We start from the raw sequence: 19,434 nt of genomic DNA, 5'->3' as shown, positions 1-19,434 counted from the left end.
CTTGATATCAATCTCGCCGCCACTGATTTTTTTGATACTATTCTTTGCCATCTCAATAATAGTTTATAAAAACCTTGAAAAGGATATATCTTGGATTGATGCTTTTTTCTGGATAACTCACCCACATGGAATTTCAGAACATAGAAAAGATATAACCAAAATTTTCGCTTTCATTGTTTACATCGGAATTTTCTTTTTCCAGGTTTGGTTTATTGAAAGAATTCTCGTAAATGTATTTAGCGGGGAAATAAAAACATTGTGGAGGAAGCGTATGAGTGAAGTCGCAATTTCAAGACTTAAAAATCACTACATAATTTGTGGCTACGGTCAGGTCGGCAGAACAGTTGTTGATGAACTAATAAAATTAAATCTTCCGTTCGTTTTAATAGAGATGAACGAAGGCCTTGCGAAAGAGCTTCTCAAAGAAGGTATAAATGTAATTCATGGTGATGCAAGAAGAAGAAATGTCTTACTCAACGCTGGAATTAAGAAAGCAAAAATTCTTTGCACACTAATTGATAACGATGCGGACAATCTTTATATAACAATCACTGCAAAGATGTTAAACCCGAATATAAAAATAATTTCACGAGCTGGGAATTTAAGATATGCTGAAGCGATGAAAGGGGCAGGGGCAGATGAAGTTATCGTCCCAGAATATGAAGCTGGAATACTTGTCGGTAGAATGATATCAAAGTATGAAAAAATAAAAGATTGATATAAACTTCGGTGCCAAATCATAAACGAAGCCAGGCATTCCAAAGTTCACTTTTTTAACTTCCTTAAACTAAAAGATTGCCAAATTTCGGTCGTTTAAAACTAAACCTAATTTTTTCTTTATTTGAAAATTTGTAAATTACTAAAAAAATCGGGCGAACTTTTTAACAAACCTTGCGAATAGCAATAATTTCTGACATACATTCAAATCTTGAGGCTTTGACAAAAGCGTTGGAAATAATTGACACGAAAAATGTTGATGAAATCGTTTGTCTTGGTGATATAGTTGGATATGGTGCGAATCCGAACGAATGCGTTGAACTTGTAAGAAAGCGAGCTAAATATGTCGTAATGGGAAATCATGACTATGCTGTTGCTGTTGATCCAACCGAACTTTATTACTTTAGCTCATATGCTCGGGAATCCGACATTTGGACAAGAGAAGTTTTAACGAAAGAAAATCTTGATTTTTTAAAATCCCTTCCGTTTACAGTGTCTTTTAAAAATTTACTTTTTGTTCACTCATCTCCAGCGCAACCGAAAGAATGGGAATATATATTTACAGAAGCACAAGCCAAAGTTCAATTCCACTATTTCAAAGAGAAAATTTGCTTTATAGGTCATTCTCACTTTCCAGGGATATTCCCTGAAAATGGTTATTACAATGGAAAACTTGACAGAAACACAAGATACATAATCAATGTCGGAAGCATAGGACAACCAAGAGATGGGGATTGGAGATTATGCCTTGGGATATTTGATTTAGATAAATGGACATACGAGGAGATACGCTCTGAGTATGATGTTGAGAGGGCTTCAATCAAAATAATTCAAAACGGCTTGCCTGAATTTCTCGCAAGAAGAATTCTCGTCGGAAGGTAAATCCTACAAATTGTATCTTACTCTCTTTCGCCTGTTTCTGATATAATCAACAAATACGAATTCACCAAGCTTATCAAGCGCAGAATAATAAGCCCTTCCGCGATTTGCTTTCGTTAATTCCTCCACGAAATTTATCAAATACGGATCTCTCGCAACCATGAAAGTGCATATTGTTATCTTCTCCCTCCGGCATGCGACAGCTTCATCAAGGGTTTTATTCACTATCTTTGGATCAAGCCCAAATGAATTTTTATACAATCTTCCATCAGGTTCAAAAATTGCCGATGGTTTTCCATCCGTGACAAGAAAGATTTGCTTGTTTACATTCCCCTCTTTTCTCAAGATATGCCTTGCGAGCTGAAGAGCCGCTTTCGTATTTGTATGATATGGTCCAACACTTACAAAAGGAAGTTCAGACAAAGTTATTATCTTTGCATCATCACCGAAAACAACGATATAAAGTTTATCTTTTGGAAAGCGTGTTCTTATAAGTTCTGCAAGCGCAAGTGATACTTGCTTCGCTGGAGTTATTCTATCTTCGCCGTATAAAATCATGCTATGGCTTATATCAAGCAAAATAACCGTGGCACAAGAGGTCATAAATTCAGTTTCATAAACTTGCAAGTCCTCTTCTTTTATAGAAAAATCGTCAACTCCATCTCTTATTAAAGCATTTGTAATAGTTGATGTAAGGTCAATGTTCATTGGTTGATCTCCAAACTGATACGGCTTTGTCTCGCTTAATCTATCAATTCCTTCGCCAGAGTGAGGAGTCTCGTGATATCCAGATAAAGGACCTTTCTTCAAGCCGTTGAAGATCTCATTTAATGCATCTTGTCTTATTCTTTGAACTCCTTTCGTCGTTAAAATTAACATATCTTTAGCTTCTTCAATATAACCCATCTCCTTTAGCTTCTGCACAAAATCGTTAAAAGTAAATTTTTCATCAAATAAATTGTTTTCTTCACCTATCATCCTCATCCATTCAAGAGCTTCTTTTACATCCCCGCTCGTTTTCAACAAAAGATAACTAAAAAGAGAGATCAGCTGTTGCAATTTTTGCTCATCCGTCATTGATTGTTCAGTCCATTTTGAGTAACGAATGAACATAATCTATGAACCTATTTTAGTTTTCAATCGTTAATTCCGTAAATTTTTTTGTATTCATCATAGCTCATTCTTTTCATCTCAAAAACATTATCAACGAGCGTATATAAATTCCCACCAAGTCGCCCGATGACTTTTAATTTTTTCGGATTGATAGAGCCATCTTCAAAAATTTCGTCTCTGATATGGAACATGACAATTTCGCCGAACACGACTGAACTCGGTGAATCTCCGATTTCAATAATTCTAAGAACTTTACATTCAAAATTAATTGGTGACTCAAGTATCCTTGGAGATTTAATTAAATCGCTTCTAATAGGAGTAAGCCCTGCGATCTCTGCTTCGCTTACGCCATAGGGGAAATCAACAGCACATATATTCATTTTCTCGGCTATTTCTTCAGTAACAATGTTGACCACGAAATCACCGTTGAGTTCAATGTTTCTCAATGTATCTTTTTTATCGCCGTCTCTTTTTCTATCTATTGAAATATAAATCACTGGCGGTTTTGAGCTCACACCGCCGAAAAAGCTAAAAGGAGCAACATTTACAACCCCTGCTTCGTTAATCGTTGAAACAAGAGCGATAGGTCTCGGTATTAGCGCACTTATCAAAAGTTTGTATAATTGAGGTTTTTGAAGTTCTGATGGATCAACTTTCATTTTAACTTTATCTTTTATTTTATGTCCATTTCATTAAAGAAGGGATTAAATTGTTTTTCCTTTCCAATCGTTGTTGATGGACCGTGTCCCGGGTAAACAACGACATCGTCGTCAAGAACGAAAAGTTTTTCTTGAATTGATTTTATTATCTCCTCGTAAGAACCTCCTGGCAAATCAGTTCTTCCTATCGTTCCAGCAAATAATGTATCACCGCTGAATAAAATTTTCTCCTTCTCCTCGTAAAGACATATGCTTCCAAGCGTATGACCAGGTGTGTGAATTACTTTTAATCGCATATCACCAACTTCAATTATGTCGCCATCATTCAAAATTATATCTGGTTTTATTCCTTCAATTCTAAATGGAAGTTCATATATCACTGACTTTGGATCTTCCAATAGATGTGCATCTTTCCGATGAATAGCGACCTTCGCAGCTGTGAGACGAACGATTTCGGAATCATCGGCAATGTGATCCCAATGCCCATGTGTATTAATTAAGCAAAGAATTTCACAATTTATTTTCTTTGCTTCGTTCACAATTACCTCGGCTGAATCCTTTGGTGCATCAATTACAACGGCGTAATTGCTTTTCTCATCAATTACAAGATAACCGACCGTCAAAAGCGGACCAGATTCAAAAGATTTGATAAGCATTTTAAATCATCTTTTGTTTTTAAAATTCCTCTTTCGCTCGGCTTGAAAAGATACTGACAACCATATCCTTGTATGAGCTGACATTATCAACTTCATCTTTAGCTATCCTTGAGAATTGATGTAGACCATCAAGAACAAATTCCATAGCAGTTGCCATTGCATATTTATCGCTATCGTTAATTTTAAGATATTTTTTCACAATTTCCTTCAAACCTTTCACTTTTGAAAGCTCAGCGTAAAACTCATCAATCGGCATTTCATCCGAAATCTCTATTTTATTCCCACCTTCAAACCAAGCAATTATTTGAGCATATTCTTGATGTCCCGATTGTTGTTGTGTCTGCCCTCTTGCCCTTTCTTCTGAATAATATCTTGTCTTTGGCAACGGATCTGGAAAGTATTTTCTAAATACTTCTCTTATCGCCTTTCCAATTAACGCCTTGCTAACCTTCACGCTTCCCTCTTGCTCTCCTTCAAAAACAAGCTCAACTTTTCCAGTTATCCCTGGCAAGACAAAATTTAAATCACAAATCCGCGGATAAACAATATCTTCGTTGAATTTTATAGCTCTTCTTTCAGCGTTGCTCACAAGATTTTCCATACAAGAAATTGTCAATCTTGCGCTCACGCCTGATTTTTGATCAATAAATTCACTTGTCCTTGCCTGAAATGCTATCTGCTCTATTATTTCCTTGAAATAGTATGGAATTATCACCTTTTTACCAGAATCTCTATTTACCCACGCTTCCTGTTCTGTGATTTTTATCCCGTCCTCAATGGTCCTTGGATAATGAGTTAGTATCTGCGAACCAATTCTATCTTTTAGCGGAGTGATTATGTTTCCGCGATTAGTATAATCCTCTGGATTCGCAGTGAAAATTATCATTATATCAAGCGGAATTCTTATGTTAAATCCTCTGATTTGAATATCTCTTTCCTGCATTATGTTGAACAATCCAACTTGAATTCTCGGCTGAAGATCTGGGAGTTCGTTGATAACAAATATGCCGCGATTCGTTCTCGGAATTATTCCCCAATGAATAACTCCTTCGTGGGAATAGTAAAGTTTCTGCGTTGCTGCTTTTATTGGATCAATATCACCGATCAGATCAGCGATGGTAACATCTGGTGTTGCAAGTTTTTCGCCATATCTTCTTTCTCGGGGAAGCCATTCAATTTCAACATCGTCTCCATATTCTTTAACAAGGTCCACACACCTTTTGCACAATGGTTTATAAGGATTATCGTTTATCTCACATCCTTTAATTATTGGTATATATTCATCAAGGAGGTTTACAAACATCCTTGCAATTTTTGTTTTCGCTTGCCCTCTTAACCCAAGCAAGATGATATCGTGCTTTGAAAGTATCGCATTTATTATCATAGGGATCACAGTTTTATCGTATCCAATGATACCTGGGAAAAGGGGTTCGTTGTCTTTCAACTTTTGGATGACATTTTTTCTCAATTCTTCTTTCACCGAAAGGACTTTATAACCTGAGCGTTTCAGCTCGCCAATTGTTTTCGCAAGATTCATTTTTAAAATTAAATTTTGTTATCGTAATTTTGTTTAACAAAAAACATTTGAAAGACGAATGACTCCTCAGAAAATTTTGATAATTCGTTTAAGTTCCATCGGAGACATCGTGCTTGCGACTCCTCTTATCAGAGTGTTAAGGAATAAATTTCCGACGGCACAAATTGACTTCATCGTGAAAAAAGAGTTTGCCCAAATTTTAAAATATAATCCAAACATCACAAATCTTATTGAGTTCAACACAGCAAATGGATTTAAAGAACTATTGAAATTGCGCAGGCAAATTTTAAAAGAAAGATATGATTTAATAGTTGATATTCACAACAACTTAAGAAGCTTCTTTCTAAGAACTTTTGCAGGTGCGCGGGTTGTCAGAGTAAACAAAAGGATATTCAAAAGATTTCTTTTGGTAAAATTTAAAATCAATCTATACAAAAATGCAATTCATGTCGTTGATCGCTACATTGAAACTTTGTCAAATTTTTCTATCAAAAATGATAACCAGGGTCTTGATGTCTTTGTTCCTGAATATATGATTGAAGCAGTGAAAAACAAAATAAACTTTTCCGCAAATGATCTTTACATAGCGATCGCACCATCGGCGAAACACGAGACGAAAAGATGGCTCCCAGAAAGATTTGCACAATTGGGAGATAAATTAATTGAAAAATTCAACGCAAAAATAATACTGCTCGGTAGCGAAGAAGATAAACCAAGATGTGAAACTGTTAAAAAACTGATGCGAAATCAACCTATAAATCTATGCGGTCAAACTTCGCTTCTTGAATCATCCGCTGTTCTATCGTTATGCAAACTTTTAATTACCAATGATTCTGGATTAATGCACATCGGTTCAGCAATGAAAACAAAAATCGTCGCAATTTTTGGCTCAACCGTGAAAGAATTTGGATTTTTCCCTTATGGCACTGAAAGCATAGTCGTTGAAAAAAACATATCTTGCCGACCTTGCACACACATAGGCAGAAAAGAATGTCCCAAAGGACACTTCAAATGCATGAAAGATATTCAAGTGGAAGAGGTATTTAATGCCTGTGCCAATTTACTTCATATCTAAAGTTCTATATGCGAACTTACCTTTGATCAAATTCCACACTGGATATAGCTTTTTCGCATACTCGTTCCAAACCTTTGAATGCTTTACCGATAGGACGCCTATAAATAAAAATCCAGCAAAAAACATCGCCTGAAACGGTATAGCAGCAAGCTCAAGGTAATAAGCACTTAACATCATACCGACAAACATATATAAGGCAAGCAAAATCTCTACATATGTTACCCATTCAACCCGCGATGCGACATATTTTTTCATCTCCCATTGTTCTCCTTCGCTTTTAATTCCATACTTTGGTGTCCGCACAAATTCAGTTCTCTTGCGAAGCAGTGCAAGAATTACAGCTCTTGTGTTATTAACCGCAAGCCCCATACTTCCAGCAAGGAACAGTGGAAACAAGACTATCTTCTCCCGCCAGTTGCTGTAAATTTCCTTCTGGGCAAGCATATAAGCAAGAAAAGGCCCGAAAAATGGCAAAACAAAGATACCCATCACGAAATAATACCACTCGTAATCTCCGCTTTCTTTTATCATAACAACTATCGGATTAAGAATCGCAGTTAACAAAATAAATGGAAAAACAAAATTATTCGTCAGATGAAATGTCGCTTCAAGTTTGATCTTCAAAGGTAGATTTTCTGTCCAAATTCTTTTAAGATATTTTAAACCGACCTCAATTGCACCTTTTGTCCAGCGAAATTGTTGGGATTTTAGAGCATTTATCTCAGCTGGTAACTCAGCAGGTGAAACAACATCTTTTAAAAATACAAATTTCCATTTCTTAAGTTGAGCTCTATAGCTTAAATCCATATCCTCAGCAAGCGTATCGCCTTCCCAATTTCCCGCATCTATAATGCATGATTTCCTCCATACTCCACCAGTGCCGTTGAATGTTATGAAAAACCCTGATTCATTTCTAACATATTGTTCCATTATGAAATGTCCATTTAACGCAAGTGCCTGCGCTTGAGTTAAAAGAGAATAGTTCTCGTTTAAATGTTCCCAACGCGTTTGAACCATCCCTATATTTCCATCAAGATAAAAATATGGCAATGTCTTTTTCAAAAAATCAGGTTTCGGAACAAAATCAGCATCAAAAATCGCTATGAAATCACCCTTTGCAAACTTTAAACCATATTTTAAAGCACCAGCTTTAAATCCCTCCCTCGTCCCCCTGCGTATATGCTCAATATCATATCCATTTGCTTTCAATTCCATTACTTTCAAAGCAACGACTTGAACGGTTTCATCTGTAGAATCATCAAGCACCTGAATTTGCATTTTTTCTTTCGGGTAGTCAATTCTACTTACCGCATCAAGTAGCCGAGGGGCAACATAAAGCTCGTTGTAAATAGGCAATTGAATTGTGACATTAGGATAATTTTTCTCATCCCCGAAAAGCTCGTCAAGAGTTTTCAGTTTTAATTTTTTTCGTTTCCCCTCTAATTCTTCCTTTTTGCTTTTGAAGTAATAATACACAAGAACGAAGCCGTGAGAACCAAAAATTGAAAGAACGAGAATTGAAACGAAATAAACCGCAAGAACGAGCGTTTCCAACATTAAAATTTCCTTTTTTATTTTTACCAATTTGCTACGGTTGCAAGCAAGATATCCTCAGAAAGTTTTTCTATCGCTTGCTGAATTCCTTGTTGTAAATTTAACTGTATATTTCCTGTAAGCTCATACTCGCCCCAATTTGAAAATGTCCTTTCCCAAACCTTAACACGCTTGACCATATCGTAATAAGTCACTTTAACAGTTATCGTTATCCTTGATTTCACAACTCTTTCACCGGTTCCGACGACAACTGGATTATCTTGAACACTTATTATAATTCCTTCAAGAATTGAATTTGCTGTGCTTTTATCAGCGATTTTTAAGGTGTTATCTTGGATAAATCTTTCAACTATTTTATTTGTTAATTCTTCCCTCAAAGTCGCCCTGCCATAGCCACTTTGATCGTCAAACACGGGTATAGCTATAGTTTTCAAATGCGGTGGCACAGATGCACCGGTAAATGAATACCTACATCCATAGCTCAAAAATACAATTGCAAATATAACAAATCCATTTAAGATGTGAAAATTATTTTTTCTCCCTTTCCTCCTCAAGTCCATATTCCTTTATTTTTCTATAGAGTGTTCTCTCGCTTATCTGCAAAGCCTTTGCAGCAAGACGTTTATTCCAGTTAAATCTATCAAGAGCAGCTTTTATCATCCTTTTCTCCATGTCAATAAGTGAATAATTCTCAACGACAGTCCCAGTTTTTAAATCAACCTTTGCTTCAGGCAAGGCAAGTGGCGAAGCAATTTGTCTAGCTATGAAATCAGCAAGATTACCGAGCAAATTTTTTATTTCAATTAAATCATTTTTCATATCAATCAAAGCTCTATAAATCAGTTCCCTATCGGCTTGTTCTCCAGGTTTTCCATACTTTATTGGAAGATTTCGCGTGTAATCAAATTGAGCAAAGTCATATTTGAGGTATTTACGCACCATTCCAGCGTCAATAATTTTACCACTTTCAAGCACAAGGATGCTTTCAACAAAATTTTTCAACTCACGAACATTTCCAGGCCAATGATAACTAATCAAAACCTGCATCGCATCGTCCGTTATCCCTGAAAAAGCAACTTTATTTTTTTCGCAGAACTGGGCGACGAACTTCTCAAACAAAATAGGTATATCTTCCCTTCTATCGCGAAGTGGCGGAATATAAATGTTAACACTTCTCAAGCGATAATAAAGGTCTTCCCTAAAGTTTCCGCGCTTCACTTCCTCCTCAAGATTCTTATTCGTTGCTGCTATAACTCTCACATCAACTTTTCTTAATTGAGATGAGCCAACCCTCATAAATTCGCCTATTTCAATAACCCTCAAAATTTTCACTTGAGTTGAAATCGGCATATCCCCAATTTCATCAAGAAAGATCGTTCCACCATCTGCCATTTCAAAATATCCTTTTCTCGTTTCAATAGCCCCCGTGAATGCTCCTTTCTCATGCCCAAATAATTCAGATTCAAGTATTCCTTCTGGTATCGCCCCAGAATTGACAATAACAAACGGACCATTGGCTCTTTTGCTTTCCCCATGGATCGCCCGCGCTACAAGCTCTTTGCCAACACCGCTTTCACCAGTGATCAAAACAGTTATATCAGTCGGTGCAACTTGCTTTATAACCGCAACTATTTCCTTTATCGCTTGGGATTCGCCATAAATCCCATATTTTTCCTGAATATCCATCCTTTTTTCGTCATCTGTAAGTAAAACCATTTGCAAATTATACTTCAATTTTCATTCCGTCGTAAGCGAGATCTATGTTCATGTCAAACTTTGCCCTCGCATATTCAACCATCGGTCTTATATCTTTATCAGGGGAAACATGAGTCAAAACAATCTTTGGAATATAAAAATCAGACAGCGTGTCAATTATTTCTTCAATTTCAATGTGAGAACATTCAATTAACAAAAGATCAAGCCCATCAAGATAAGGTTTAATTTCATCCGCTGAATTCAAATCAGAGGAAAAAAGAAACCTTTTAACATCAACACCATCACTTGCGATCTCCTCAATTAAATAACTATAAGAAGTCGTCTCAACACCGTAAAGATTCGCATATTTCTCATATTTTTGCAAATGTTTCGTTGGAAGCATTTTCATTTTCAAATTATCAAATACAAAAAATTCTTTAGCTGGCAAAGGTAAAAATTTATATTCAAACTCAAACCTTTCTCTGAAAATGTATAAAAATGGCAAAAACTTTTCAACCGCTTCAATGTGTTTTTCCGGAAGATAAATCTCAAGTGATTTTTTTCTTTCTTTCAATTTCAAATACTGAAGTAACATCGGCAATCCTATGAAATGATCAGCGTGCATGTGTGAAATAAAAACCTTTTCAATTTTATCAACATTAATTCCATCACCAGCGATTGATGAGACAGCGCCTTCGCCAATATCAAGCAAAATCATTTTTTCTTTAACTTCAACTCCAATACAAGTATGAACTCTGCCCTTCTCAGGTATTCCAGACGCGCTTCCAAAAATTGTAATTTTCATCTCAACTCCAGCGTTGAAATGATAAAACTTTCTTTACCAAACCTTCTTTTAATATCTCTTTTCACAGCGTCAGCTTCTTCTCTATCATAAAAACATCCAACCCATACAACGAAAAACTGTTTCCCATCTTTAAATTTTGTATGAACTTCCACCCCATATCCCCTGCTTTCAAAAAATTCCCGTTCCCTTTCTGCGTTTTTCCTATCCAGAAAAGCCCCAACTTGCAATGAATAATTGCAATCAACTTTTGATTCAGAAGGCTTCTTACCTGATTTATCATCTATTGAAGTTGCTGAAACCTCTGGAAAACGAACTTTTATTCCCGCATATGGAGATGACGGATAAAGTTTCTTCAATCTCTCAAGTTCCTTCTTTGCCTGTTCGTATTCACCCTTGGCATAATAAAACTGAAAAACCCTCAAAAGCGCATCATCAGAATATTCATTATCTGGATGAGTTAAAGCGATGTCGTAGTAAACTTTTAGTGCTTGTTCCCCATCTTGCATTAAGTTCGCTTCAAGATATCTCAAATTAACCGAATTCGGATAAATCTTCTTTAAACTATCAACAGCGTTTCTAACGCTTTCAATATCTCCGAGCCTTAAAAGATAAAGGTATCTACTTATATCAACCTCTTGCGCAAAAGCGTAATTAATTAACAGAAGCAGGGATATTTTCAGAATTGTTTTTTTCATGAAGGATTTTAACTATATCACCAAATAAAGTTGCAGAAGTTGCTCTATTTATACGAACAATGATATAATCCCCTGGTTTTATTTCCTTGATCTTCGGGAAGATAACAACTTTGTTAGTATCAGTTCTCCCCATCCATTGGTCAGAAGAACGTTTGCTCTCGCCTTCAACCAAAACTTCAACATCAGTTCCTATCAAACCTTGATTAATTTCATATGAAATTTTCTGCTGAAGTTCTATTATCTCGTTTAACCTTCTTATTTTTACTTCATCAGGAACATCGTCACCCATTTCATATGCCTTGGTCCCTTCCCGTGGAGAATACTTGAACATAAATGCGCCATCAAATCTGACTTCCTCAAGCAAACTCAATGTCATCTTGTGATCTTCTTCCGTCTCCGTTGGGAATCCAGCAATTATATCGGTTGACAGACTAACTCCGGGGATCATATCCCTTATTTTTTTAACGAGGTTCAAATAATGTTTTCTATCATAAGTTCTGTTCATTAACTCAAGAATTCTATCAGAGCCAGATTGCACAGGAAGATGAATGTAATTGCAGATGTTTGGATGTTCAGCTATTGTTTGAATCAATTTATCAGACATATCTTTCGGATGTGATGTTACAAATCTAATTCTCATATTTCTATCAACTTGAGCAACAGCCGAAAGCAAGTCCGCAAAATCATAATTTCCATCACGATAAGAATTAACATTTTGACCAAGCAATGTGACTTCTTTATATCCCTGTGCAGAGAGCATCTCAACTTCCTTGACTATACTTTCAAGTGGTCTGCTTCTTTCCCTCCCCCTTGTAAACGGAACAACGCAAAATGTGCAGAATTTATCACACCCTCTCATGACTGTAATCCACGCGCTTATCCCATCTGTCCTTAAAGGAGTTATATCGTCATATGTTTCAACTCTTGATAATTTTACAGCGATCCCCTTATGCCCAAAGAAAGCATCGTTCACAAGTTGTGGTAGTTTCCTATATTCGTCTGGACCGACAACTATATCAGCGAGATTTTCTTCTTCTATAAGTTTTTTCTTCAATCTTTCCGCCATGCACCCGAGAACCCCAATGACAAGGTTAGGATTTTTTCTTTTGTATCTTAAAAAGGAACTCAACCTTCCTATAACCCTTTGCTCAGCGTGTTCTCTTACACTGCAAGTATTTACAAGTATCACATCCGCTTTTGAAGCGTCATCTGTAAGCGTATAGCCATGTTTTTTCATGATCCCGAGAACGATCTCAGAATCTGCGAAATTCATCTGACATCCATATGTTTCTATGTAAATTTTCCTGTTTTCACTCATCCTTGCGAGAATTCATTGATTTTTGATGGTGATTTTGATTTAAATTTACAAAATGAGCATTTAAAAACAAAGTTCATATTTCCAAGCTATCTTACCTTGAAAAACTAAAAAGTGCTTTTTAAATTAAAATTCAAGATCCGTTAAGATACTCAAAACTAACGATGAAAGCCAAACATAAACTCATTATCGCATTATCGGTTTCTTTAATGACTCTCACAATTGAGCTTATGAGGATCCCGATATTTGATACTTTGGATTCATTTTTTAACGAATTGAAATTTAAATTTCGTGGGCAACAACATGTTGATACCTCGCTCGTATTTCTCTACATTGATGATAATGCAATTCATTCGCTTGGCGGCTATCCACTGAAAAGAACATACTATGCACTCTTAATCGACCTACTTACTCAATTAAATGTCAAGGCGATCATGCTTGATATATTGCTAACTGATAAAAACCCAGATTATCCTGAGAGGGACAACCTTCTTGTATTGATTGTGAAAAATTCAAATAGAGTTTATCTTGGTGGGAGTTTTACAAACCTTGAGAGATCAAACCACAATGAGATTCATTTCCCAGAATCACTTAAAAAATTTTTGATAAAGTCTAATGTTCAAAGCTTAAATTTCCACAAAGGTACAAATTTCCGACTTCCATTTGATGAGCTTCTTAAGAGCTGTGCAGGATTAGGACACTTAAATTATATTCAAAATGATTCTCGTTATGAAATCCCCTTGCTTGTTCAAGTTGCTCAAGATTTATATTTGCCTTCTATCTCTCTCGAGCTCGCACGGACATATTACGGCATTCCTCGGGATTCAATAAAAGTTTTTGAAAGTTCAATCATCCTTGGCGATGTTAAGATACCTCTAAAAAACGGAACAATGTTGATAAATTACACTGGTGGGACAGATGCTTTAAAAATGTATTCAATTCTTGATTTCATAAAATCTTACGACGCGATCAAATCTGGAATTGAACCTGAAATTGATTTGGATAATTTTAAAGATAAAATTGTATTCATTGGCATTTACAGCGAAGCACTTGGACAAACTATAAAAACTCCATTCCAAGATAAATTTCCAACCACCGGACTTCATATTATGGCGCTTAATACAATTGTTCAGAAAAAATTTTTAACTGAAACCACTCTGATTTTAAATTTTGCCATATCTTTGCTTTTCTCCTTATTGATATTACATCTGCTTTCACTTGAACATATCTCAACTGTTTTCAGAATTTTGCTATTTCAATCCGCTGTAATTTCTGCTTTATTGCTTGTTTTGCTTTTCTTATTTAAACTTGGCATTTCGGTTCCTATTTATCCCATTTTTGCGGGATTATTCTCGTTGTTCGCAGGTGTCATTTATAACTTTGAAATTGAACGACAAAAAATGATCAAATTTAATGAAGAGAAAAGGAAAATTGAGGATATGATCAAAGAGAAGGAGTTAAAAATAATTGATCTGCAAGAACAAATTGAAAATTTGAAAATCGCTGCTGAACGCAATGAGGCTATTAAGAATCTTGAAAAAACTTATAGCGAAATGAAAGAATTAACATCAAAATTTGAAGATTTATCTGAATTCAACCTCACTGACGAAACAGAGAAGGATGAATTTGAGGGGATAGTTTTTTCAAAAGGTGGAAAAATGGAAGAAATAATTTCAATTATCAAAAAAGTTGCTCCATCAGATGTTCCAGTTTTGATAACTGGAGAAAACGGCGTTGGAAAAGAGCTTGTAGCAATGGCGATACATAAGTTGAGCGAACGAAAAGATAAAAAATTTATCACTATAAATTGCTCTGCCATTCCAGAAACACTACTTGAAAGTGAACTTTTCGGGCACGAAAAGGGAGCTTTTACAGGGGCAGTTCAAAGAAAAAAAGGTTTATTTGAAATAGCTGACGGTGGAACGATATTTTTAGACGAAATCGCTGAAACAACCGAATCATTTCAAGCAAAGATCCTAAGAATCATTCAATCCGGGGAATTTAATAGGATCGGTGGAGTTGAAACTTTAAAGGTTAATGTTAGAATTATTGCAGCAACAAATCGCGATATTGAAAAAGCACTAAGAGAAGGAAACTTCAGAGAAGATCTTTACTACAGATTAAATGTTGTAAGAATTCATATTCCTCCGCTACGCGAGAGAAAGGAAGACATAAGATTCCTCGCTGAACATTTTTTAAAAAAATTTAAAGCAAATGATATGAAGTTTTCCTCAGCTGTAATGATTGCGTTTTTAAATTACGAATGGCCAGGAAATGTAAGACAACTTGAAAATGCAGTAAAAAGAGCAATTATATTTGCAAAATCTGAAGGAAGAAAATTAATTCAACTTAAAGATCTACCAGAGGAAATTGCAAAGTCAGCAAAAGGTAAAATAGATATAGAAGAAGAAATTTTAACATTGCTTCGCGAGAAAAAATTTTCTCACAGCTCTATCTCCGAAACCGCAAATGAACTTGGACTAAACAGAGGAACTGTTGGAGAATACCTTCGCGGACTCTGCTTCAAGAATTTATATGAATCCAAATTTGACATAAATAAAGCATCATTAAAAATCACCGGAAATGACCCCGAGGCATTAGAAAGACTTAAAAAGAAAATCGCTGATTATATACATAACTTTATTGAAAACATAGCCAACTGTAAATCAGAAGAGGAAATTAGATCTATAATTAGGTTAAAATACAAAAACTTACCTGCCAGATACCATTTTTATCTTGAGGAATTCGCTATGAGATTTAAAAAGGGGGAAATCACCACTGAGAAATTGGGGATAAATGATGGGAATTTTTAAACCCAGCAAATTCAAAATCAAACCAAGCATTTAGATTCTGAAATAGTAATTGAAAAATAATCAGTTTGCTCTATTGTGCAACTGGCATATTAATTGTTTTAATTATTTTGTGAGAACTTTAAAAACAAAGTTTGCAAATTGCCATGTTGAAAAAATTATTTACCCTTACCTTGATTATCTTCGCAATTTCAATCAATGGCTGCACAAAAGGAACTGAACCATCAGCAACAAGTTCCGTCCCAGTTGAACTTACTCTAAAAGGAGAAACAACAGGCGCTATAACTTTTGCTAAGGGATTTGAGCAGGTTGATTCAATCAAGATTGACTTTGCCATAATTGTCCTTCGTTGGATACAATTTAAACAAAACATTGATACTGTTAAGGAAGATTCTCTCTGGGATGATCAAGATATGAATAGACTTCGCGAGAAAATGAGACGAATTGATAATGACCCAACTATAAGATTTAAAGGACCATTTTTTGTAAGATTGCGAAACAACGAGCCAACACCGATTGGTATTGATAGTTTACCACCAGGGAACTATAATGGTATAAAATTTAAAGTGCACGCAATTGTTCCATATGATTTACAAGTAAATCCTGCAATACCCGACTCATTCCTTGGAAAGAGTATTTATGTTAAAGGGAAAATTTATCAAAGTGGTGCTTGGAAAGATTTTATCTTCACAACTGGCAAAGTTAATATAGAGTTCAAAATTAAAGGTAATTTCACAATTACGGAAACCGACAGAAATATACCGTATGTTCTTATTTTTGATTTAACTTCATGGTTTATTGATCCATTTACAGGAAGAATCCTTGATCCAAGCGACCCTGGCAACCACGGCAAGATAATAGCAAACATTGTTCACTCATTAAAAAGCAAATCGCGAGGTGGCAAGGATAGAAATAGAGATGGCAAACCAGATTGAGCGCTGAGGGCGCAGCTTATCGGTGTGAAGCTCAGCTTAAGCTGGGCTTTGCACTTTTTTAATTTATACTTTTTAATTTAAAGTAAGAAAAACAACAATATTAAAACCAATGAAAAAATTTCCATTTCATTACATAGTTTCTCTAATTGTCTTGTTCGGATGTGGAAAGGATTCTATAATAATAACACCGCCCGAGGAAGAAAACTTTAAAGTTGAAGTTGTATATCTTGACGAAACAGAATCAATCGTTGAGTTTTTAAATCCAGCGCAAACAGGTCTTTTAACTTCTGAGACTATGCGTCCACCCAGTTTAATTATGTTAAGCTACTCCCAATTTATAGATGACCTTGGAAATAAATATGACACAACTTTCGCATATGCTCTCTTTCGCGATATAAACTCACCACCCATAAACATGGGACGCTGGCGTGAAAGAAGAGGTCTTGACATTGGAGACATTTATGTTGAAAACACAAAACTTGAAAAATCAATAAGAAAAATAAGAACACCTTCACATTATCATGGTTGGATGGACACAAGTTATGGTATTGAATACAAACTTAAGATGGTCAACTTTAATTTTAAACATTCCGCAAAACACAGATTTAAAATCATTGATAAATCAGGCTCAGAACGAGTCTTTGAACTTGAAACACCTGATAAAAAGGAACTTGAAGGTTTACCGGAGCATGCTGGGAAAGGTTTGAAACTTAAGCTTAAATCAAGAGCCGATTCCCTGGATATCATCGTAAGTGTGCCATTATATCAGGAAAATGAATCTATTATAAAACCGATAATGATTTTGAAGTTCAAAAACTTATTCACTCAAAAAATTAAAATTGATTCAAGCATCGTAAATCTTATACCAAACGAATACAGACAGAGCTATCTCATATTCAGCATAGTTCAAGGGCGTAAAAGAAATATAAACATTCCAGGATTTCCCGAGAATATAATGAGTTTTACATCCTCAACACTTTATTTTAAAGTCAAGTTCAGATGAAACTGCGCCTTATTTTATTTTTCACAGCGCTCAATCTGGCTGTGGCACAGAACTTTACATCATCGCAAGCAACTGCGACCGCTGGATTTTCGCCATTTGTAAATTCTGTATTATCATCATTGCTAAATCCAGCGGGTTTAATAAGGATTTACGATTGGAACATTGGATTAACAGGTTATTATTCAAACTATTCAGGAATTAAAATGTACTCGCTTGGTATAGCAAAACGATTGAACCATTTACATAGTATAGGTTTCATTTATTCACCGGGTGCTGTTCTTGAATTAATTTTTCCATCAACCCTATCAATAAACACAGGAAATTCAATTATAAAAGCCGAATCCCAGCAAAAGATAACTTATTCATTAAATTATGCCCTGATGTATGCTTTTAAACCTTTAGATAAAATCTCAGTTGGTTTATCAACCCAATTCATATCGCAAAGTTTATCAGAAACCGTTTACAAAGTTCAATTCACCGATTCTCTCCCATTTGTCGGTATTGCAACAGAGCATTATAAATCTTCTTTTTTAAATTCAAAGGTTTCCATGCTTTACGAACCAACTCCACAAATTTCATTTGCTTTTTTGATTGAAAATTTATCTTCAAAATTTGATCGTGGATTCCCAGACAAGTTTAAAAATCTTGAAATCCAAAGCAAATATAGGGCTAAAATTTCCGCAGGGATTAATTTAAAAAATTTCAAAGTGGGCTTTGAAATTTCCTCTATCGGTGCTGTTTCATCGGGAGTTGAGATTGAAGCCGTTAGAAATTTATTTTTAAGATCTGGAGTTTTTTTAGAAAAAGGAACTTTAAATGCTATTTCATCCGGAGTTGGATTTAGAATCGGGCCACTGCAACTTGACATTGCCTACTTTAAAAATACATCCCCAATATGGAGCGATGGTAAATTAACGCAAGAAGAAATATTTGCTTCGCCTCTTCGCGATATTGAATTTAATAAATTTATAAGAGATAGACTGCTATTTTCCGTTTCAATAGATATGAGCCAGTGGCATGAAAAAACACTGCGCATCAAAAGCGTAACAATTCAGGACGAAATTTTCCCGCATTTACTTGATGAGTTAGAGAAGAAAAAAATTGGATATCTTGAAATTGAAAATATCTCCGATAAAACTGTGAACGCAAAAATTGAGGTTAATTCTCATTTCGTTACCGTTGAAGCTGACCCAGAAGAGATTCATCTAAAACCACATGAGATAAAAAAGATCCCCATTCTTACCTCAATTGGACTCGGGAAACCAGAGATAAAGGAGCGAACCAAGTCCTTTATTACCTTTAGCGTTAAATCACATATAAATATGCCTGATGAGATAAAAAGAGTTAAAATTACCCTTCGCGGTAAAAATGACTGGAACGGAAATGTTGAAGATTTGAAATTTTTCTTAAGATTTGATGAACCAGAAATCTTATCACTGACGAGAAGAATAATTTGGGAGCGAAAAGATACACTTGAAAAAGTAGATCCAATTTTTAGAAAATTTTATCAGGCAAAGTTTATATTTGATGAACTTTCAAAAATTATAACTTATGTAAATGATCCAAGTGTAAGTGTTGATAGAGTTCAGTATCCAGGTGAAACTTTGAAACTCCACGGGGGCGATTGTGATGATCTCGTTGTTCTTTATGCTTCAATGCTTGGTTCAGCTGGGATTGATGTTGCTTTTGTTGATGTAAAAGCAATGAGGAAAACGAATGAATCTCATGTGTATCTTCTATTTGATTCAGGAATTGAGAAGAAGTATGCAGTTAATTTAACAGATAACGAGAAAAAGTACATCGTTATGAAAAATAAAAACGGAATTGAAACTATTTGGATACCTGTTGAGACAACCCTTGTTCGCAATGGATTTGATAAAGCTTGGGAAATCGGAGCCGAACAATTTTTTAACGATTTTGAGCTTAATCTTGGACATGCAAGGGGAAAAGCAAGGATTATCCATATTCAAAATTAAATTCGGGTTC

17 protein-coding genes are annotated in these 19,434 nt (G+C 35.4%); 7 read left to right on the top strand and 10 right to left on the bottom strand.

Features of this window, described 5'->3' with window-relative positions; all coding sequences use genetic code 11:
• The first annotated feature begins 31 nt into the window (after nucleotides 1–31).
• Nucleotides 32–718, top strand: a complete 687-nt coding sequence (locus NZ923_03155; protein MCS7229017.1) for an NAD-binding protein — start codon at nucleotides 32–34, stop codon at nucleotides 716–718.
• Nucleotides 719–891: 173 nt separating this feature from the next.
• Nucleotides 892–1,599 carry a metallophosphatase family protein gene (locus NZ923_03150; protein ID MCS7229016.1) on the top strand — a complete coding sequence of 236 codons (708 nt, stop codon included), beginning with the start codon at nucleotides 892–894 and terminating at the stop codon, nucleotides 1,597–1,599.
• A gap of 3 nt (nucleotides 1,600–1,602) precedes the next feature.
• On the opposite strand, the gene NZ923_03145 is transcribed toward NZ923_03150, so the two are convergent.
• Genes NZ923_03145 through NZ923_03130 form a run of 4 tightly spaced genes read right to left on the bottom strand, consistent with a single transcriptional unit; the run spans nucleotide 1,603 to nucleotide 5,561 of the window.
• Entirely contained in the window at nucleotides 1,603–2,673 is a 1,071-nt protein-coding gene (locus NZ923_03145; GenBank protein MCS7229015.1) for a VWA domain-containing protein, read from the bottom strand.
• A 59-nt stretch (nucleotides 2,674–2,732) separates the two neighbouring features.
• Complete coding sequence (locus NZ923_03140; GenBank protein ID MCS7229014.1) at nucleotides 2,733–3,368, bottom strand: flavin reductase family protein; 636 nt, start codon at nucleotides 3,366–3,368, stop codon at nucleotides 2,733–2,735.
• Nucleotides 3,369–3,382: 14 nt separating this feature from the next.
• Nucleotides 3,383–4,024 carry an MBL fold metallo-hydrolase gene (locus tag NZ923_03135; protein MCS7229013.1) on the bottom strand — a complete coding sequence of 214 codons (642 nt, stop codon included), beginning with the start codon at nucleotides 4,022–4,024 and terminating at the stop codon, nucleotides 3,383–3,385.
• 19 nt (nucleotides 4,025–4,043) lie between these two features.
• A complete protein-coding gene (locus NZ923_03130; GenBank protein ID MCS7229012.1) occupies nucleotides 4,044–5,561 on the bottom strand; it encodes a sigma 54-interacting transcriptional regulator in 1,518 nt (505 codons plus the stop codon).
• A 58-nt stretch (nucleotides 5,562–5,619) separates the two neighbouring features.
• Between NZ923_03130 and waaF the strand changes: the two genes are divergently transcribed.
• Nucleotides 5,620–6,636 (top strand): lipopolysaccharide heptosyltransferase II, encoded by a 1,017-nt coding sequence (gene waaF / locus NZ923_03125; protein ID MCS7229011.1) that lies wholly within the window; start codon nucleotides 5,620–5,622, stop codon nucleotides 6,634–6,636.
• Here waaF and NZ923_03120 read toward each other — a convergent pair.
• The 6 genes from NZ923_03120 to miaB are packed head-to-tail and all read right to left on the bottom strand — an operon-like array spanning nucleotide 6,622 to nucleotide 12,703.
• Nucleotides 6,622–8,193, bottom strand: coding sequence for a glycosyltransferase family 2 protein (locus tag NZ923_03120; GenBank protein ID MCS7229010.1), 1,572 nt, complete (start codon nucleotides 8,191–8,193; stop codon nucleotides 6,622–6,624). The genes waaF and NZ923_03120 overlap by 15 nt on opposite strands.
• 20 nt (nucleotides 8,194–8,213) lie before the next feature.
• Nucleotides 8,214–8,675, bottom strand: coding sequence for an LPS assembly lipoprotein LptE (lptE, locus tag NZ923_03115; protein MCS7229009.1), 462 nt, complete (start codon nucleotides 8,673–8,675; stop codon nucleotides 8,214–8,216).
• Nucleotides 8,676–8,718: 43 nt separating this feature from the next.
• Nucleotides 8,719–9,906 (bottom strand): sigma-54 dependent transcriptional regulator, encoded by a 1,188-nt coding sequence (locus NZ923_03110; protein ID MCS7229008.1) that lies wholly within the window; start codon nucleotides 9,904–9,906, stop codon nucleotides 8,719–8,721.
• A 7-nt stretch (nucleotides 9,907–9,913) separates the two neighbouring features.
• The gene (locus NZ923_03105) at nucleotides 9,914–10,690 is read right to left on the bottom strand and encodes an MBL fold metallo-hydrolase (protein MCS7229007.1); all 777 of its coding nucleotides are present in this window, start codon (nucleotides 10,688–10,690) and stop codon (nucleotides 9,914–9,916) included.
• Nucleotides 10,687–11,385: an SPOR domain-containing protein gene (locus NZ923_03100; protein MCS7229006.1), complete on the bottom strand. Its 699-nt coding sequence runs from the start codon at nucleotides 11,383–11,385 to the stop codon at nucleotides 10,687–10,689. Before NZ923_03100 ends, NZ923_03105 begins: the two co-directional genes overlap by 4 nt.
• Nucleotides 11,342–12,703, bottom strand: coding sequence for a tRNA (N6-isopentenyl adenosine(37)-C2)-methylthiotransferase MiaB (gene miaB, locus NZ923_03095; protein ID MCS7229005.1), 1,362 nt, complete (start codon nucleotides 12,701–12,703; stop codon nucleotides 11,342–11,344). The genes NZ923_03100 and miaB overlap by 44 nt, the downstream gene beginning before the upstream one ends.
• A gap of 161 nt (nucleotides 12,704–12,864) precedes the next feature.
• Here miaB and NZ923_03090 point away from each other — a divergent pair, with 161 nt between their 5' ends.
• The 4 genes from NZ923_03090 (at nucleotide 12,865) to NZ923_03075 (ending at nucleotide 19,424) form a co-directional block, all read left to right on the top strand.
• Nucleotides 12,865–15,513 carry a sigma 54-interacting transcriptional regulator gene (locus NZ923_03090; GenBank protein MCS7229004.1) on the top strand — a complete coding sequence of 883 codons (2,649 nt, stop codon included), beginning with the start codon at nucleotides 12,865–12,867 and terminating at the stop codon, nucleotides 15,511–15,513.
• Between the two features lie 143 nt (nucleotides 15,514–15,656).
• Nucleotides 15,657–16,445 carry a hypothetical protein gene (locus NZ923_03085; protein ID MCS7229003.1) on the top strand — a complete coding sequence of 263 codons (789 nt, stop codon included), beginning with the start codon at nucleotides 15,657–15,659 and terminating at the stop codon, nucleotides 16,443–16,445.
• A gap of 109 nt (nucleotides 16,446–16,554) precedes the next feature.
• Nucleotides 16,555–17,448: a hypothetical protein gene (locus NZ923_03080; protein ID MCS7229002.1), complete on the top strand. Its 894-nt coding sequence runs from the start codon at nucleotides 16,555–16,557 to the stop codon at nucleotides 17,446–17,448.
• The gene (locus NZ923_03075) at nucleotides 17,445–19,424 is read left to right on the top strand and encodes a hypothetical protein (GenBank protein MCS7229001.1); all 1,980 of its coding nucleotides are present in this window, start codon (nucleotides 17,445–17,447) and stop codon (nucleotides 19,422–19,424) included. The genes NZ923_03080 and NZ923_03075 overlap by 4 nt, the downstream gene beginning before the upstream one ends.
• Nucleotides 19,425–19,434 lie beyond the last annotated feature (10 nt).

It is taken from the genome of Candidatus Kryptonium sp., assembly GCA_025060635.1.
In the GTDB taxonomy this organism is placed as follows: domain Bacteria; phylum Bacteroidota; class Ignavibacteria; order Kryptoniales; family Kryptoniaceae; genus Kryptonium.
Note: the sequence above shows the minus strand (reverse complement) of the source record. Positions and strands in the feature narration are given on the sequence as shown.